Below are 18,209 nucleotides of genomic sequence, written 5' to 3'. Positions count from 1 at the left end.
AGGTCTCCTGCTGCTTACTTTGTTTCGCGGTGCAATGTAACTTTTTTCAATCGCGGGCTATATTTTTTCAACTCGAGACGATCCGGGTTGTTACGTTTGTTTTTAGTTGTGATATAGTTGCGATCACCGCTCTCAGTGCAAGCTAATGTAATATTTACACGCATGATTCATTTCCCTCCAAACTTAGTCTCGCTTATTCTTTTCATTGCGACTTAATTATAATAGCACCTTTTCATCATAAATGCCAGCCTGTTTTTTCAAGATCGGTGAATATGAATCTGCCAGTGCAGCATGCTGTATTTTTTCATGAAAAAACGGTGCTGAAAAACTACTTGATAACGGATAAAATTGTTTCAGAACGGTAATTCCCGGGATTCCTCGTTTTAACCTCTTTTCAGCAAGAGAATATTGCCTCATAGTTCCCACATCCTGCCAATATGCGTTTGTTTCATATACAAAAACAGGTTCTCCGTTCGAAAGCAGTAATGGAAAAACATCTCTTGCAAAATCAACTTCTCCAATAAATTCATAATCAGAAAAGAGGGAGGATTCGATTAAATAAATACCTGTACTCACTTGATTTGTCAACAAGCGTGGTTCATCCGGTTTTTCCAGAATGGACAAAAGACGTCCTTCACGATCTGCCAAACAGACGCCAAATTGTTCCGGCCTTTCTGACGGTGCGGTAACGATAGTAACTCGCGCTTTTTTTGCTCGATGAAATGCATAGACATCGCGAAGTGGCACGTTTGTTAAAGCATCCCCGCTCAAAATAGCAACTGTTTCTTCCAACAAGTCACTTGAGGCAAAAAGGCTTCCTGCTGTCCCAAGTGGTGTGATCTCTTCTATATACTGTATGTTCATTCCAGATTCTTTTCCCGATCCAGCATATTGTTTGATCATTTCTTTTTTATAACAAATAGTCATAATAACTCTGCGAATTTCGTTCACTTTAAATACGTTCAAATTGTAATCAAGCAAAGGTCTGTTCAACAAAGGCACCATCGGCTTTGGAATATGATCTGTCATTGGCCGGAGACGTTTCCCTCTTCCTCCTGCAAGCAATACTCCTATCATGTGCGAACACCTTCCATTTTTTTGATGAAAACGGTTTGATCGTACACTTTTTCTGTCTGCTCACTAATATGTTTCCAGCTATAAAGTGATTTTGCGATTTCATGTCCATTTGCACCGAGTTCTTTTGCAAGCTCAGGACGGTCTAAAATCGTGGTAATTTTTTCCGATAAATCACCTGCATTTCCCGGCTCGAATAAAAGACCTGTTTGCTCGTGAAGAACAAATGACTTTAATCCACCTGTCGCAGAAGCAATAACAGGCTTATGAAACGCCATTGCTTCAAGCGCTACTATCCCGAATGGTTCGTAGAGACTTGGAAAAACGGCTGCTTCACACGACTGAAACAATGCCCTCCTCTCATTATCACTCACATACCCAACAAAATGAATACAATCTTCAATACCGCGTTTCTTCACTTCCGATCGCCACTTTTCTAAAAGTGGTCCCTTACCGGCTATAATAAACTGAATATTCTTTTTTTTCAAGCTTTTTAAATCAATATCAAAAAATGTTTGAAAGCCTTTTTCGAATACAATTCGTCCAATGGAAAAAATAAACGGTTTTATTTTGTTAAAACGCCCTTCTATCATCACATGCTCTTCAAATTCAACACCATTTGGAATAACAAAGATGTCTTTTTTTCCTGCATCGTAAAAAACACGGAGTTCTTCTTTCATAGGCTGACTGCAAACGATTACTGTATTGGACGCGGAAATTAGTTTTTTTTCTTTTGATGCAATTGAGTATTGAAGGTCATTATGAATTCCATTGTTACGGCCAAATTCAGTTGCATGTATGGTTGAAACAAGAGGGAGCCGGTAATTTTCTGCCAACAGGACGGCTGCGTCGCCTGTCAGCCAGTCATGGGTATGAATAACTGATATATCATGGTTTTGTAATAATTCTTCACCTTTCTGATATAAACACAAATTCAAGTCGGCTACTCTGTGCATAAAGTCGTATTCTCCTTCATGAAGAGGACCGGAGCGGTATATGTGTACACCGTTGACACATTCGTATTCTGGAGCCCCTTGATAGGAAGATGTAAGTACAATGACATCACGCCCGGAATGGGCCAGGGCCTCAGCAAGTCCATGCACATGCCTAGCCATTCCACCTATAATGTTTGGTGGATACTCCCACGTTAACATAAAAACAGCCCCATCCATTCCAGACAATTCTTCACATAATAACGTTGGAATAAGTTCTACACCATAGTGAAGCCGCATTCTTTGATGGGCATAATCAAAGTCAGGAAAGCCTTTACGTGCTCCGTCAAGCAGGTAGTTAAGCGAGTCAACTGCACTTTCTAGTTCTGTTTTAAGATCATTTAAACAAGCATATAAACAGAAAGTCCATTCTAAATCGAGCACACCGCCTGTTTCGCTCATTTGAAACGCCACACTATCATCCCATTCGTGTTTCATTTGAAAAACGGCTTCACATCGGTTCAACTCTTCAACGGTTAGTAATGGCTTCCCTTCATTCATACGATTATATATAAGTGGAATATGAATGATCCGCTCATAAAATTGTTTGGGGGAATGATTAACTGCTAGTACCTCAACCTGTTCAAAAAAACGCCAGACATTCTCATTTGTTAACTGAATAACAGGTGGAACAGTCAGCTCATTTTGCCCATTTAACTGCCCGTACTGATACGGCAAAATGGGTAAGCCGTGCGGGGAAATCCAGTGAAATTTATCCCGTTCATGCGCAGGAAAAGCATCACTTTGAATCAAGACAAATAGGCAGTCTTCCTGTTGAAGGATTTTATCTATTCCTGGCATATAGGCACCACGTGGAAGCCAAATAGATAGCGGTCCTTCCCCGAAAATCCCTTTCCACATTTTAACTGTTCTTTTAATATCTTCAGAGGCAGCTCCTTTTAAAGGATACGACGTGAGTGGAAACTGACTTAGCGCCATCGGTACAAGCATAAGCCGGTTTTCTCTCATTAACATTTGGCACAATTCAATAAACGACCCATTATATTCACGTAATAAGGCAGCAGCAGGGTGATTCGGGTGCTGCTGTAAAAACGAGTGAACAGCCATCTTGCCCCGTACACCATTTAACCATCCAAGTGTAAATAAATTGACAACTGCAGCGACCGGTTTCTCCGCTGTCGATTTTTTGGCAGCAGCGATGATATAACCGTATAGATCCATAACTTTTGTTATTTCTTCACTGTTCATGCTTGAACCGGCAAGAACGAGAGGTCGAAACGAACTGTCCGCCAGCACCATAACAGAAAACGGATATTCCATTTTAGGTTAACCTCCAATTCATTTTCGTTCAAGAATCAACAACGGCGTCTGGATGCTCTATCCAAGGAAGAAAACATGCTGGGAGTTGGTAATATTGTTCTACATCGGGCAGCCTTTGAACATAATCCTCGGTGCTTTGAAATGGAGTGTGAATAGGGTGTGATTGCAGGATTGGGAAAAATCGATAATCTTCCGTTAAAAATCCCAGTTCACAAATATACGAACGATTTCTCTTCAACCCTTTTATCGTCCAAAACTGATCGTCCTTACTTACTTTTATACATGTAACGGAGTGGGCATTCACACCATTAAAATAAATATCAGTAATATCAAATATTCGCAAATCCAATATCTCTGAATTGAGTGGTTTCCCGCAATGAAAAGCTGCTTTTAATGTAGAGGGTGCGAGACTCCATCGACAATACAAAAGATCATCAGATAAAAAAACAGCATACAAGTCATGACCGGATTTTTTCATGGCAGATTTTCGAACATTTAATTTTGCTATATTAATGGACTGATTCATCTGATCGGCATTCTGTTTCCAGAATATATTTCGATTTTGCAAATGGACAATGTCTTTAATCAATATGTATCACCCCGCTCTCCAGCAGATTTTTCTTATTTAATTTTATATAAATATCGTATCACTTTCGATACAGCACAGCAATCTGCAGTCCCCTCACTTTACACTGCTAAAATGTGGTATAATAGGCTAACGAGTATCAAGGAGGGACTATCAATGAACGGACTGATTATCGGACTAGCTGCTTCAGGTGCTGGATTTATTATTTTGTCTTTTTTTATGAAAGACAAACAGCGGAAGCTTGAAAAAGATCTAGAAGAATTGTCTATGCAAGTTTTGCAGGAACATTACCAATTAAACAAAAAATTAAAAATTATTGAAGAAGAGCTGTTAATAAGTGACCCCACTCCATCAACAATTAAAACATCCCCTGTTAATCAAATCATTCAAAATCAGGTGGTGGCTCTTTACAATCAGGGTATTGATCTGCAGCAAATCGCCGGACAGTCTTCTTTAACGGTTGATCAAGTGAAAAAAATATTGGCTGTTTATCAGTCAAAGCGAAAGGAATCCGGTGTATGACGAAGCAATCCTTGCGTTCATTTGGTTTCGGTCTGCTAGCTGCTTCAGCCGCTCTTTTCGTATTTGATTACACATCAACTGAAAAGACATTGACAGAAGAAGAAATGATAAGTGCGTTAGAAGAAAATAACTATTCAGTACAAATTGAGGAAGAAAAAAATGAAAAGCTTGAAAAAAAACCGGTGGAAGCGGAACCTGTAAATACAGAGGCACCTGTTAAAGGTGAATCACCCGAACAGGAACAGCAAAATGTTGAAAAAAATAAAATTAAGGTCACCATTGAAACCGGTATGTCCTCTAAAGATGTTGTAAATGAACTAGCAGAAGCTGGTGTGATTGATGACGCTGAATCATTTAATACATACTTAACAGAAAATGATTTTGCTTCCGATCTTCAGATAGGCACATTCACCTTTTCTCCAAATATGTCCGATGAAGAAATCGCAAAAACTTTAACTAAATAAATAGAAAAGCCGGTGCTTGCAGCACCGGCTTTTTTCTTATCCGAATCGACCTGAAATATAATCGTTTGTACGACTGTCAGCAGGGTTGTTAAAGATCGTATCCGTCGCATCAAACTCAACAACTTCTCCGTTTAAGAAAAATGCTGTTTTGTCCGAAATACGTGCAGCCTGCTGCATGTTATGCGTTACGATAATGATAGAATACTGTTCTTTTAACTCCTGGATCAACTCTTCAATTTTGAGTGTTGATACTGGATCAAGAGCGGACGTCGGTTCATCCATTAAAATGACATCCGGCTCAAGAGCAAGGCAGCGTGCGATACAAAGACGTTGTTGCTGACCACCTGAAAGTCCGTAAGCAGGCTCATGAATACGGTCTTTTACTTCATCCCAAAGAGCTGCGCCACGCAAACTTTTTTCAACCGTTTCGTTAATAATTTGCTTATTTTTTATCCCATGAATTTTCAAACCGAATGCGATGTTTTCGTAAATTGATTTTGGAAAAGGATTTGGCTTTTGAAACACCATTCCCACCCGCGTACGTAGTTCTTCAACAAGAAAATCTTTATTAAAAATGTCCCGGCCGCGGTATTCGATACTACCGTTTGTTTTAACACCAGGCACAAGGTCAATCATACGGTTTAATGTTTTAATGTATGTTGATTTCCCGCAACCTGAAGGACCAATAATTGCCGTGACATCTTTTTCTTTAATTTCAAGGTTAATGTTTTTCAATGCGTGATGATCGCCATACCACAAATTGCAATTTTTTGTATTATAGACAAGCACTTCTTCTGACTGTGTGCTTTGATTATCTTTCTTTGAATTAACTGCTGTTAATGCCATTTTAGGTTCCCTCCAAATATAAAATCAGATTTCCTTAAAACAAACAACTTATCTGCTCTGGAATCGGTTTCGAATCCATACCGCTACTGAGTTCATTAATATAAGCACGACGAGAAGAACAATGATTCCCGCAGCAGCAAGATTGTGGAACTCAATTTGAGGACGACTGGTCCAGTTGTAAATTTGCATTGGCAATGCAGTAAATGAATCGAAAATCCCTGATGGTAAAAATGCAACAAATGTCGGAATTCCGATTACTACTAGTGGTGCTGTTTCCCCAACAGCCCGTGAAAAAGCAAGAATACTTCCCGTTAATATACCTGGAAGTGCATATGGAAGAACAACGCGAGAAATTGTCTGCCATTTCGTTGCACCAAGTCCATAAGAAGCTTCTTTTATCTCTCCTGGAACCGCACGAATCGCTTCCTGTGCAGCAACAATGATCACGGGGAGCACAAGTAATGCCATTGTAAACCCTGCTGCAAGAATACTGTTGCCAAAACCAAATAACCGAACAAAAATTGTCAAACCGAGCAAACCGAATACGACAGATGGAACGCCAGCCAGATTCGAGATGTTCATTTGAATCCAACGTGTTACAGCGTTTTTCTTCGCGTATTCTTCCAGATAAATTGCAGTGCCGACACCGAAAATCGCGGCAGAAGGGATCACAACAGCCATCATCCAAATCGTTCCGATGACTGCTGCTTTAATACCCGCCTGCTCTGGACGGCGTGAAGCAAAGTTTTGAAGGAAGTCCCATGATAAATAAGGAGCACCCTGCGAAATGATACGTACAAGCAGTACAATAAGAATAATCGATGTGAATGCTGTCGCAGCAAAAAAGAGACCTTTTACGACTTTATTTTTAGCAAGCCGGCCATCTATACGGCCGACCATTTCTTCTGAGTTAATACGTTCCACCTTCTCCATCAGTATTCCTCCCTAAAGCGCTTCGAGATGAATTGGGCCAATACATTCATTGACAATGTAAAGATAAACAATGTGAACCCGACAGCATAAATGCTGTAATAAATCGTTGTTCCAAAACCGGCATCACCTGTCGTTACCTGTACAATGTATGAAGTCATCGTTTGTAAAGATGATGTTAAGTCAAGTGCGGCAGAAGGTGTTGAACCTGCTGCAATTGAGACGATCATCGTTTCACCGATGGCACGGGATACCCCAAGAACAATCGAAGCAAGAATACCTGATAGAGCTGCAGGAAATATAACTTTTGATGCTGTCTCCCATTTTGTGGCACCTATCGCAAGTGCGCCATTACGTACCGGTTCGGGTACTGAAGACATTGCATCTTCCGATAAGGATACGATTGTTGGAATAATCATGATTCCCACTACAATCCCGGGGCTGATCGCGTTAAACATTTCAACTGTTGGAAATAAATCACGTAATAGTGGTGTCACAAATGTAAGGGCAAAAAATCCGTAAACAATTGTTGGGACACCCGCAAGCACTTCAAGAATCGGCTTCATAATTTTTCGTGTCCGGCTGCTAGCATATTCGCTTAAATATAACGCTACAGCAAGACCGATCGGAACAGCAAACAATGAAGCAATCAATGTAATTTTCAGCGTACCGAGCACCAGCGGCCAGATGCCGTACACGGCTTCTGTTTCAGAGAATGGATACCATTCAGTTTTTGTTAAAAACTCAACAATTGATACATCTCCAAAAAAGATAAATGTTTCAAAAATCAAGGTTAAAACAATGCCTATGGTTGTTAAAACTGATACCGCCGCCATTAAAAAGAGAACGACCGGTATCACTTTTTCACTTCTGTTCAAAAAGCCGCCGTTATATTTTTTTTCGAGCAGCTGCTGAACCGGACTTAGTTCTTTTTGTGTATTTTTCAACCCAAATACTCCTTTCAACCCGAGTACACCAATGAAGGTATAAAACCCTCATTGGTGTACGTCATTTCCTTTATCCGCTTTTTTTATTTTGGACTTATTTCAAACCTTCAAGTGTTGAAATTTGTTCGTCATACTTCTCTTGTGGAAGCGATACATAACCTACATCTTCAGAAAGGACACCTGCATTTTCAAGCAAGAATTGGACATATCCTGCAACTGCTTCATCTTCTTTAATCGCTTTATTGCTTACATAAGTGAAGAGTGGGCGTGAAAGTGGCGCATATTCTCCGCTTTCAATTGTTTCGTGTGTTGGCTCTACTGCTTCACCACTCTCACCAACGATCGGAACAACTTTCATGCTATCTTTATTTTCAAGGTAGTATGCATATCCGAAGTAAGCAATCGCGTTTTTATCACCTGTTACACCTTGGACAAGTACGTTGTCATCTTCTGACAATGTAGCGGACTTATCAATTTGCGCTTCTTCAAGAATCACTTCATTAAAGTAATCGTACGTTCCTGAATCTGTACCTGGTGAGTAGAATTTAATTTCTTCTTCCGGCCATCCTTCGCGAATGTCAGACCATTTTTTTGCTTTACCGTTATCAACCCACATTTTCTTTAATTCGTCTACCGTTAATTGATCAACCCAGTCATTATCTTTATTTACAGCAACCGACAAACCATCATATGCAAGTTCTAATTCAGTGTATTCAATCCCTGCTTCTTTTAGCGCCGCTGCTTCTTCATCTTTAATAGGGCGGGATGCATTACTCATTACTGTTTCACCAGCGACAAACTTTTCAAAACCGCCGCCTGTTCCAGATAAACCAACAGTTACTTTTACATCAGGCTGTTCCATCATGAATTCTTCGGAAACAGCTTCCATAATAGGATAAACAGTTGAAGAACCATCAACCGAGATTTCGCCTTGAAGCTGCGCATCGCCTGTTTCAGCCTGCTCAGTATCTTCTTTTCCTGGTTCTGCGTCTGCTCCGCCGTTACAAGCCCCGAGCACAAGCGCCGATCCAAGTAATGCTGATAAAGTAAGGACTTTGACTGGTTTCATTTCTTCATTTCCCCCTGCAATTTTGTTTTTTGTTATTTGCTACAATACATACAATAACGGAACAGTATTAATAAGGTTTTAATGAAATGTTAAGGTTTTGTAAAAACCAGAAAAGACGTCCATAACGAACGTCTTTTTTCTTCATTATTCCGATTCAGTTTCTTTTTTATTCACAATATCTTGTTCAATAATAGCATTTACTGGCTTGTCAATTGACTTTTGTTTTTTCAATTCAAAATACTTATCCATTGCCTTTCTGCCGATATGGTGATTAATCGGAATGGAGTTTCCGCTGCTTTCATATGCCCATGGCACAACAACTGCCATTGCAACTTCCGGATTGTCATATGGTGCATATCCGATGAGCGTTACGTTCCAGGTCAATTTATTTTTATAATTTTCCCTTAATGGCCCATCATAAACCCCTTCTGCTGTTCCTGTTTTCGCTGCCATTTTATATGGCGCATCACCAAAATAACTTGAAGCTGTTCCTTCCGAAGCTTGTGCCACAAGGCGGAACCCTTCCTGTACACGTTCAATCCAGCCCGGTTCCAAGTCGAGTGTATTCAATACTTTCGGTTTAATTTCTTTTGAAACCGGTCCAATTTTATTTGTATCCGACATTGGCTGGCGAATTTCTTTTACGATATGCGGCTCCATGCGGTAGCCGCCGTTCGCAATCGTCGAGACGTACTGCGCCAGCTGAAGCGGGGTATACGTATCAAACTGTCCAATTGAAAAATCGAGTATTTTCCCTGGTTCTTTCGGGTCGACAATCCCCTGATAGCCCGCCTGTTCATTAGGCAAATCAATTCCTGTTTTCACACCGAGGCCAAATTGATTAAAATGCTTTCTCATCGTGCTGAAAGCTTCTAAATCAATTTTCAAGCCTCCATTTGGAACATACTTTGCTCCGCCAATTTCCATGGCCGTTTTAAACATATACACGTTTGAAGAACGCATCAATGCATATGTGTCGCTAATGCCAAACGCGCCGCCACGGTTAAACCATGAGCTTTTAGGAGGAGTATCAGCTAAACGGATCGGCTCATCAACAATATATTCTCCAGGTTCATTTACCCCCGTCATATACCCTGTCAAAATAGTCGCTCCTTTAACAGTAGACCCCATTGCATAAGACGTCGTCATATTGCCGAGCGCAAAATCGAGCATTGCAGCTTTGCCGTCATCCACTTCATATTTTTTACCGGCCATCGCTAAAATTTCACCTGTATTCGGATCCATCATTGTGACGAAGGCGCGGTCAAGCAGAGGATGACTACCCGTTCTTTTAGCCTGGCCAAGCTCTTCTTCAATGATTTTTTCGACAGCTATTTGTAAATCCATATCGATGGATAGAACGAGGTCATTGCCCCGCTTGCCTTCAGTAATTATTTCCGACTCCAGCAAGTTGCCTGATTTATCGGTAATATTTTTCATTTTTGTTTTCTGACCACGGAGCACATCTTCATACTGATACTCAAGATAACTTTTCCCTACACGGTCATTGCGGCTGTAGTCGCGGGATAAATAATAATCAACCATTTCTTTCGGAAGTCCTTCTTTAGAAGAAGAGATATTGCCCAGGACAGTCTTTAATGTATTATTATAGGAATATGCACGTTCCCAATCTGTCGCCGTATTCACCCCAGGAAGCGATGATAGGTTTTCACTGACCACCGCGTATTCAACATCTGTCACATTTTTATTTTTTACAATTTGTGGAGTCATCGCATAGCCGGCTGTAAATTCCCGATATATAGCAAGTACTTCAAGTTCGTCAGCTGTCAGTTCACGTAAATCTTCTTCTGTAATACGTTCCAGCTGCATATCATAAATCTCATCTTCTGTGATTTCATCGTTTTCATAAGCTTCCCATTCTTTGTCTTTTATTTTCATCTTTGCTTTTTCTTCATTTTTTCCGATCCAGAAATCTTTTTTATCACGCTCAGTTACTTGATCTGTTTCCTTCTCAATAAGCTGAGCCAGCTTTTCAGCAGTTTTCATCATTTCATCCGGATCCGGACTTTGCGCCCTTGTATACGTAATGGCATTCTGGGGCATATTATCAACAACAATTTGTCCGTCACGGTCAAAAATCTTTCCGCGTGGGACGCTCGCATTTACAGTGATATCTTCTGTTCGTTCAATTTTCCGCTGGTAATCTTCACCCTGTACAATCTGCACAATCCCAAGACGGAAAATCAGCGCAGAAAACAGTACAAATACAATGAAAAACAACATATTCATCCGAAACGGAACGTGTGTTCTTTTCTTCTTTTTATTTGCTTTTTTCAACCGTCTGTTCCTCTCTAAACTCTTTTTTGTTTATTTTCATTGTAACGAACCAGCCGGTTTTTTTCCACAAAAAAACCGGCCCAAAATATGGACCGGTTTAATAGAACTAAGTATTAAAGAGCTGCTTCGTAACGTTTTGATACCTCATCCCAGTTTACTACATTCCAGAAAGCCGCAATGTAATCCGGACGACGATTTTGATAGTTCAAGTAATAAGCATGTTCCCAAACATCAAGACCCAGAATAGGTGTTTTACCTTCCATGATCGGTGAATCCTGATTTGGCGTGCTTGAAAGTTCAAGTTCGCCATTTGCAACAGAAAGCCATGCCCAGCCAGAACCGAAACGAGTCGCGCCTGCTTTTGCAAATTCTTCTTTGAATGAATCAAAGCTGCCGAATTTTGCATCAATTGCTTCCGCAAGCTTGCCTGAAGGAGCACCGCCGCCATTTGGAGAAAGAAGCTGCCAGAACAAGCTGTGATTTGCATGACCGCCGCCATTGTTGCGAACCGCATTACGTGCAGATTCAGGAACTGCATCAAGGTTCGCAATCACTTCTTCTACCGATTTAGAAAGAAGTTCTTCGTTGCCTTCAAGTGCAGCGTTCAAGTTTGTTACGTACGTGTTGTGATGTTTTGTGTGATGGATGTTCATTGTTTCTTTGTCAATGTGGGGCTCAAGTGCGTCGTACGCGTAAGGTAGTTGTGGTAGTTCAAATGCCATTGTGTAATTCCTCCCAAAAATAAGTTAAATCAACTGCTTTCATTAACAAGATTAACAAAATTGTGAACATGGCGCAATAATTATGCCTGCAAAAAAAGAAGCAGCCAATCATGGCTGCTTCGTTTATATATCACGAATCCCAAGGACAGTTTCAGCAAGGTTAACAGCATGGTCGCCCATTCTTTCCAGATTAGAAATAATATCGACAAATACTATGCCTGCCTGCCCTGTACACTTACCATTGTTTAAACGTAAAATATGCTGCTTTCGAAGTTTTCGTTCCATTTTGTCAATCTGTTCTTCCTGCTCTGCAACTTCCCTTGCTAAATCCCTATCGTTTGAATCAAATGCATGAATCGACTTTGTTACCGTTTCAATCGTCAAAATAAACATTTCATCTAAATCAGCGGCTGCTTGATCAGTCATTTGCACTCTATTAGTTTGTTGATAATCAACTAGCTCACAAATATTTTCAGCGTGATCACCAATCCGTTCAATATTGCGAACTGCATCTATTAATATTGCATGCCGCTCTGATTCTAGGCCAGTCAGTTGTGTTGTCCCAACCTTCACAAGATAATCAGTAATTTTTTGATCAAGGTTATTAATCGCTTCCTCTAATTGATTCGCCTTTTCTGCATTTTTTTGATGCTTTGTTTTCAAATACTTGTGTGATTCCTCCATTTCTTGAATTGCAAAATGGCCCATTCGAATAATCTCCTCTTTTGACTGACTCAGCGCAATAGATGAAGATTGTTCAATAAAAATTGGATCAAGATATTTCGGTTTATATTCTATATATGAATCATCACCAGGAATTAATTTTGTTACGATCATGGCCAGCACCGCCACAAAAGGGAGTTGTATGATCGTATTCGTAACAGTAAATGTTCCATGTGCAAATGCAATTGTCATTTCCGGATTCAAATTCATGGATTCCTGCAAAAATGCGATGAATGTCATATAGACCGGTAAAAAAATTAAGAAAATAACCGTGCCGATAATATTAAACAAAACATGTGTTGCAGCTGCACGCTTTGCCGCAACGGTTGCACCAAGAGAAGCAAGGACTGCTGTAATCGTTGCGCCAATGTTGTCACCGAATAAAACTGGGAGCGCTGCATGTAAATCGAGCAATCCTTCTGAAAATAAGCCTTGAAGAATTCCAATTGTTACACTAGAACTTTGAACAATCATTGTAAATATGGTTCCGACGAAAACACTAAGAATCGGGCTGTTTGACATATTTAATGACAAATCATGGAACGATTGAAAATCAAGAAGCGGGTTCATACCAGCACTCATTAATTCAAGTCCATAGAAGAGCGCACCAAATCCATAAATAATCCGGCCAAAATTATTTGATTTCTTATTTTTAAAGAAGAAAATAAACATTGATCCAAGCGCTAAAATGAGAAGCGAATAATCACCGATATCGATCCCGATAATAAACGCCGTGACGGTCGTTCCGATATTTGCCCCCATAATGACACCAATTGCTTGCTTAAGCGTCATAAATCCAGCACTTACAAGTCCAACTGTTATAACAGTCGTACCGGAACTGCTTTGAATAAGAATGGTTACAAGAATACCTGCAAAAACCCCCATGACCGGGTTGGTTGTAAATCGATCCAGAATCTCACGAAGACGGTCACCCGCAGAAGCTTGTAATCCATCTCCCATTTGCTTAACACCATATAAAAATATTCCAAGTCCGCCTAAAAATTGAAACAGCACTTCTTGGAGATTGATTTCCATTTTTTCAGCTCCAGTCACTAATCTTCGGCAAAATTCATTCCAATTATGAAGATATAGTAAGGACAAAGTAAATACTTATAAAGAAAATTTACATTGGATTAATATTAGGGGTTTTATGTTACGAAAGTGTTACAATAGGTCGTTATGATCATTTGTAATCCTTGATGAGAAGGCGTAACAGAACTACAATGAAAGAAGGCTTGTTTTACAATGAAAGGAATGATTTACTATATCTATTTTCAAGCAATTATTCAAAAGTTTATATTCACCAAAATATATCGCTGCATTTCGAATGCAGGGGATTGGAAAAACGATCAATTACCTTTTTTTCCTTGCACTACTTATGTGTGTCCCAATGATTGTTTACTTATTTTTCTATATAACATCCGGGAATGAATCAATGAGATCGATCATTGATACGAAATTACCCGTACTTGCCATCCTAGAAGGTTTCATAGCGGACAATTTAATTACTATACCGATTGTGCTCATAATATACTATTTGCTGGTTTCTTTCCTATTATTTGTGAAAGTGTCTATCTTTGGCGCCATCGGGTTATGGATGACCCGATTTATGAAAAAACGTGCAGAATACAGACATATATTCCGAATGGCTGCATATGCTGTTACGCTGCCATCTCTTCTTATTGTCATAATTGAACTGGCAGGTTTTACTTTGCCGGCGGGTTATTTATTTGACTGGCTGCTGACTTTAACAATACTGGCTGCCGCCACACGTCTTTTACCAAGCAGACCAAAGTAAACGCAATTGTTGTCTGATCGGTCTTTCCTCTGATAGAATGGGAAAAGAAATATATTTAGATTAATTTTAAAGGAGCGAATCACCATTGAGTGAAATCACCCACCGCACGAAGACCCGTCCCGTCAAAGTTGGCAACTTGACCATAGGCGGCAACGATGAAGTCGTGATTCAAAGCATGACCACAACAAAAACACACGATGTAGAAGCAACAGTAGCGGAAATTAACCGACTTGAAGAAGCCGGCTGCCAGATCGTCCGTGTTGCCTGTCCGGATGAGCGCGCGGCTGATGCCCTTGCTGAAATTAAAAGCCGGATTAACATTCCTCTCGTTGCGGATATTCATTTTGATTATAAACTTGCATTAAAAGCAATCGAAGCGGGCGTCGACAAAATTCGGATTAACCCGGGTAACATCGGCCGGCGGGAAAAAGTAGAAGCTGTTGTCAACGCAGCAAAAGCGAAAGGTGTGCCGATCCGTATTGGCGTTAACGCCGGAAGCTTGGAACGCAAAATTTTAGAGAAATATGGATATCCTACTGCGGATGGCATGGTTGAAAGCGCCCTGCACCATATTAAAATTTTAGAAGACCTCGATTTCCATGACATTATCGTCTCAATGAAAGCGTCCGATGTGAATTTGGCCATTGAAGCTTATGAAAAAGCTGCACAGGCTTTCGATTACCCTCTTCATCTAGGCATCACTGAATCCGGCACGTTATTTGCTGGAACAGTAAAAAGTGCCGCCGGACTTGGAGCTATTTTAAGCAAAGGAATCGGGAACACACTTCGTATTTCATTAAGTGCCGATCCTGTAGAAGAAGTGAAAGTCGCTAGAGAGTTGTTAAAGTCATTCGGGCTTGCTGCAAATGCTGCCACGCTGATTTCCTGTCCTACATGCGGCCGGATTGAAATTGATTTAATTTCGATTGCGAACGAAGTGGAGGACTACATTTCTACAATTAAAGCACCGATTAAGGTTGCCGTACTCGGTTGTGCCGTTAATGGCCCTGGTGAAGCTCGTGAAGCGGATATCGGAATTGCCGGTGCCCGTGGGGAAGGTCTTTTGTTCCGCAAAGGAAAAACGGTACGAAAAGTGCCGGAAGAAACAATGGTCGAAGAACTAAAGAAAGAAATTGACTTGATTGCGGAAGAACATTACCGTAAGCAGGCACTTGCTGTTGAATAGTGAAAAAATTGAAAGAAAAGCGGTTTGGCATTGATATCGATGGAACGGTAACGTGTCCGACCAGCCTCGTTCCATTTATCAATGATGCGTTTTCCTTAAACATTACCTTAGAGGATATAAAAAAGTACGACTTGTCTGAAGCACTCAATATTCCCCCGGATAAAATGCGAGACTGGTTTGATAAAACAGAACCTGAAATTTATGCGTCTTCTCCTCTGGCAGAAGGTGCTGGCGCGGTTTTATCAAAATGGCAGCATCAATTTCATTTGTTGTTTATCAGCGCTCGTCGGCAGCATTTATTTGACATTACCGAAACGTGGTTTAAAGATAAGAGCATCCATTATGATCATATCGAATTAATCGGTTCCCACAATAAATTGGAAGCCGCAAAACAATATGAAGTCGATATCTTTTTTGAAGATAAACATGATAATGCCGTAATGCTCGCCGAAGAGTTGTGTATCCCAGTTATTTTGTTTAACACACCGTATAACCAGGATCCGATCCCGAAAAATGTGATTCGGGTGAATAACTGGTATGAAGCGGATTCTTGGGTAAATCAATGGTGCAAAACAAAAGAAATTGTCCCACTAGCGCGTACGTAAAAAACCGTGATCAAGATTTATCTTGATCACGGTTTTATACATTCCTTACATTGTCCATACACTTCAAATTTATGACCCGTAATTTCACAGCCAGACAATTCCTCCATCTCATTCATTGGGCACATATATATTTCTTTCGTTTTCCCGCATGCTAAGCAGATAAAATGATGATGATGATGGTTGTGAGAGCAGGCAAAGCGGAAATGACGCTCCCCTGACAATTCTGTTTCTTCTAAAATATCCATTTCAGCAAACAACGCCAAATTCCGATAGATTGTATCGAAGCTCAGACCAGGATAATCTTCTTTCATTTCTTCAAGCACATCTTTTGCTGTTAAATATTTATCATGACGAGCAAAAAGTGCCAGCATCTCTTCTCTTTTTCCCGTTTGTTTATAGCCTTTTTCTTTTAATATTTCAATGGCTTTTGTCATATTCATGATGCAGTCTCCTTCCGTTCAGTTCAGTTCCTCTCTTTTTTCCACATAATAATAACAAGCAGCAAAATGATCGATGTGACCACAATTGTGCCACCCGGTGCAAGATCAAGATAAAAAGCACTGAAGAGCCCGACGAGAACAGCTGTTTCACCGAACAGGACAGACAGCCAGATTGTCTGCTTAAACCCTTTGGCAATCCGCATCGCTGCTGCCACTGGAAGCGTCATAAGGGACGAGACGAGCAGGATTCCTACGATCCTCATCGACACTGCAATGACCAGTGCAGTTAAAATGATAAATGCAAAGTGAACAGCCTTTGATGGAATGCCGGATGCTTTAGCGTATTCCTCGTCAAACGATAAAATAAACAGCTCTTTGTATAAAAGAAAGACTGTCAATAGTACAATGACACTAATGGCCATGACTGCAAATAAGTCTCCCCTGCTTACCGCGCTGACACTGCCAAATAAATAACTAAATAGATCAGTATTAAATCCGTCAGCAAGAGAAATAAAAATAACACCAGCACCAATTCCGCCCGACATCATAATAGGAATCGCGAGCTCCTGATAGTGTTTATAGACACTTCTAAGCCGCTCAATTAAAAGGGATCCTCCGATTGAAAAGATCATTCCGAAATAAAGAGGATTAACCGCACCAAATGAAGGCACTGCTTGTCCAAGGTATAGACCTGCAGCAATACCTGACAGTGTGACATGGCTTAATGCATCCGCAATGAGCGATAGCCGCCGGACGACAATAAAAGCGCCTAGAAGTGGAGCAATGATCCCAATAATTGCTCCTGCTAAAAATGCATTTTGTAAAAATTCGTATTGAAAAATTGCTTCAATCATATCTATTTTCCCTTCAATGATCGTGATGATGATCGAGCAGCCGGATCCCGTGCCCGTACAAATGAGATAACTCCTGCTCATCCAGCTGAATAAATTTCTTCATACTTCCGTGAAAATGCAAATACTTATTCAAACAAGCTACATGTGTAACTTTGTCGGAAATCGTGCCGATATCGTGCGTCACGAGCAGTAATGTCATCCCCAGTTCTTTATTTAAATACGTAAGCATATGATAAAAAGACTCGACATTTTGGCTGTCCACTCCAACTGTGGGCTCATCCAAAATTAATATGGACGGATTGGAGACGATCGCCCTTGCAATAAAAACACGCTGCTGCTGTCCGCCGGATAAATCTCCGATATTTCGTTTTAAATAGGGTTCCATGCCAACAGCTTTTACCGCTTTTTCAACCGCTTCTCTTTCGTTTTGACGAGGACGCCGGAAAATGCCTATTTTTTTTGCCAATCCACCCATGACGACCTCAAAAACGGTCGCCGGGAAGCCAGTATTGAATGAGTTTGCTTTTTGCGAAACGAAACCAATCTGGTCCCAGTCTTTAAATTTATGCTGCGGGATGCCAAATAACTCAACTTTCCCTTCCTTTACTTTTAATAATCCAAGAATAATTTTTAAGAGTGTTGATTTTCCCGACCCATTAGGACCAACGAGACCGACAAACGCTCCCTGCGGCACTGACAAGTTAATGTGCTCCAGAACATTTTCGCGGTCATACCTGAAACTCACGTCGCGAATGTTGATGACGGTCTTTTGTTCCATTTTAATGTGACTCCTTTAACAGTAAGAATGATTACGATTTAAATATAGTAAAGTATACAGGATGAAGGCTGTCAAGTAAATGAAGTTGAGTAAA

Annotated in this window: 19 protein-coding genes; 5 read left to right on the top strand and 14 right to left on the bottom strand. The window is 40.5% G+C overall.

All coding sequences use genetic code 11. The features are described 5' to 3' along the window. Positions 1-14: 14 nt before the first annotated feature. Genes rpmG through BTO28_RS06960 form a run of 4 tightly spaced genes read right to left on the bottom strand, consistent with a single transcriptional unit; the run spans position 15 to position 3,936 of the window. Complete coding sequence (gene rpmG / locus BTO28_RS06975) at positions 15-164, bottom strand: 50S ribosomal protein L33 (protein WP_076764810.1); 150 nt, start codon at positions 162-164, stop codon at positions 15-17. A 52-nt stretch (positions 165-216) separates the two neighbouring features. Continuing rightward, entirely contained in the window at positions 217-1,077 is an 861-nt protein-coding gene (locus BTO28_RS06970) for a nucleotidyltransferase family protein (RefSeq protein ID WP_076764809.1), read from the bottom strand. Beyond that, the gene (locus tag BTO28_RS16790) at positions 1,074-3,347 is read right to left on the bottom strand and encodes a glycosyltransferase (protein ID WP_083711359.1); all 2,274 of its coding nucleotides are present in this window, start codon (positions 3,345-3,347) and stop codon (positions 1,074-1,076) included. Before BTO28_RS16790 ends, BTO28_RS06970 begins: the two co-directional genes overlap by 4 nt. Before the next feature lie 28 nt (positions 3,348-3,375). Next, on the bottom strand, positions 3,376-3,936 hold the full coding sequence (locus tag BTO28_RS06960; RefSeq protein ID WP_076764808.1) for a DUF4912 domain-containing protein: 561 nt from the start codon (positions 3,934-3,936) through the stop codon (positions 3,376-3,378). Positions 3,937-4,089: 153 nt separating this feature from the next. Here BTO28_RS06960 and BTO28_RS06955 point away from each other — a divergent pair, with 153 nt between their 5' ends. Beyond that, on the top strand, positions 4,090-4,455 hold the full coding sequence (locus BTO28_RS06955) for a helix-turn-helix domain-containing protein (RefSeq protein WP_076764807.1): 366 nt from the start codon (positions 4,090-4,092) through the stop codon (positions 4,453-4,455). Next, positions 4,452-4,919: an endolytic transglycosylase MltG gene (locus tag BTO28_RS06950; protein ID WP_076764806.1), complete on the top strand. Its 468-nt coding sequence runs from the start codon at positions 4,452-4,454 to the stop codon at positions 4,917-4,919. Before BTO28_RS06955 ends, BTO28_RS06950 begins: the two co-directional genes overlap by 4 nt. A gap of 36 nt (positions 4,920-4,955) precedes the next feature. Here the strand turns inward: BTO28_RS06950 and pstB are convergent, their stop codons facing one another. The 7 genes from pstB to BTO28_RS06915 form a co-directional block, all read right to left on the bottom strand. Further along, positions 4,956-5,765 carry a phosphate ABC transporter ATP-binding protein PstB gene (gene pstB / locus BTO28_RS06945; protein WP_076764805.1) on the bottom strand — a complete coding sequence of 270 codons (810 nt, stop codon included), beginning with the start codon at positions 5,763-5,765 and terminating at the stop codon, positions 4,956-4,958. A 48-nt stretch (positions 5,766-5,813) separates the two neighbouring features. Further along, on the bottom strand, positions 5,814-6,698 hold the full coding sequence (gene pstA / locus BTO28_RS06940) for a phosphate ABC transporter permease PstA (RefSeq protein WP_076764804.1): 885 nt from the start codon (positions 6,696-6,698) through the stop codon (positions 5,814-5,816). Continuing rightward, positions 6,698-7,642, bottom strand: a complete 945-nt coding sequence (pstC, locus tag BTO28_RS06935; protein WP_083711357.1) for a phosphate ABC transporter permease subunit PstC — start codon at positions 7,640-7,642, stop codon at positions 6,698-6,700. The genes pstA and pstC overlap by 1 nt, the downstream gene beginning before the upstream one ends. A 94-nt stretch (positions 7,643-7,736) precedes the next feature. After that, positions 7,737-8,711, bottom strand: a complete 975-nt coding sequence (locus BTO28_RS06930; protein WP_076764802.1) for a PstS family phosphate ABC transporter substrate-binding protein — start codon at positions 8,709-8,711, stop codon at positions 7,737-7,739. A gap of 144 nt (positions 8,712-8,855) precedes the next feature. After that, positions 8,856-10,961 carry a peptidoglycan D,D-transpeptidase FtsI family protein gene (locus BTO28_RS06925; RefSeq protein ID WP_456297749.1) on the bottom strand — a complete coding sequence of 702 codons (2,106 nt, stop codon included), beginning with the start codon at positions 10,959-10,961 and terminating at the stop codon, positions 8,856-8,858. Between the two features lie 161 nt (positions 10,962-11,122). After that, positions 11,123-11,731: a superoxide dismutase gene (locus BTO28_RS06920; RefSeq protein ID WP_076764800.1), complete on the bottom strand. Its 609-nt coding sequence runs from the start codon at positions 11,729-11,731 to the stop codon at positions 11,123-11,125. 123 nt (positions 11,732-11,854) lie between these two features. Further along, entirely contained in the window at positions 11,855-13,489 is a 1,635-nt protein-coding gene (locus BTO28_RS06915) for a Na/Pi cotransporter family protein (RefSeq protein WP_076764799.1), read from the bottom strand. Positions 13,490-13,718: 229 nt separating this feature from the next. Here BTO28_RS06915 and BTO28_RS06910 point away from each other — a divergent pair, with 229 nt between their 5' ends. The 3 genes from BTO28_RS06910 (at position 13,719) to BTO28_RS06900 (ending at position 16,043) form a co-directional block, all read left to right on the top strand. Beyond that, positions 13,719-14,252, top strand: coding sequence for a DUF1189 family protein (locus tag BTO28_RS06910; protein WP_332888711.1), 534 nt, complete (start codon positions 13,719-13,721; stop codon positions 14,250-14,252). A gap of 85 nt (positions 14,253-14,337) precedes the next feature. Next, a complete protein-coding gene (ispG, locus tag BTO28_RS06905; RefSeq protein ID WP_076764797.1) occupies positions 14,338-15,438 on the top strand; it encodes a flavodoxin-dependent (E)-4-hydroxy-3-methylbut-2-enyl-diphosphate synthase in 1,101 nt (366 codons plus the stop codon). Beyond that, the gene (locus BTO28_RS06900) at positions 15,438-16,043 is read left to right on the top strand and encodes a hypothetical protein (RefSeq protein ID WP_083711355.1); all 606 of its coding nucleotides are present in this window, start codon (positions 15,438-15,440) and stop codon (positions 16,041-16,043) included. Before ispG ends, BTO28_RS06900 begins: the two co-directional genes overlap by 1 nt. Positions 16,044-16,069: 26 nt before the next feature. On the opposite strand, the gene BTO28_RS06895 is transcribed toward BTO28_RS06900, so the two are convergent. The 3 genes from BTO28_RS06895 to BTO28_RS06885 are packed head-to-tail and all read right to left on the bottom strand — an operon-like array spanning position 16,070 to position 18,115. Then, positions 16,070-16,483: a Fur family transcriptional regulator gene (locus BTO28_RS06895; protein WP_076764796.1), complete on the bottom strand. Its 414-nt coding sequence runs from the start codon at positions 16,481-16,483 to the stop codon at positions 16,070-16,072. Positions 16,484-16,506: 23 nt separating this feature from the next. Further along, a complete protein-coding gene (locus tag BTO28_RS06890) occupies positions 16,507-17,337 on the bottom strand; it encodes a metal ABC transporter permease (RefSeq protein WP_076764795.1) in 831 nt (276 codons plus the stop codon). 13 nt (positions 17,338-17,350) lie between these two features. After that, positions 17,351-18,115: a metal ABC transporter ATP-binding protein gene (locus tag BTO28_RS06885; protein ID WP_076764794.1), complete on the bottom strand. Its 765-nt coding sequence runs from the start codon at positions 18,113-18,115 to the stop codon at positions 17,351-17,353. Between the last annotated feature and the right edge of the window lie 94 nt (positions 18,116-18,209).

It is taken from the genome of Domibacillus epiphyticus (assembly GCF_001975785.1).
GTDB classification, from domain to species: Bacteria; Bacillota; Bacilli; order Bacillales; family Domibacillaceae; genus Domibacillus; species Domibacillus epiphyticus.
Note: the sequence above shows the minus strand (reverse complement) of the source record. Positions and strands in the feature narration are given on the sequence as shown.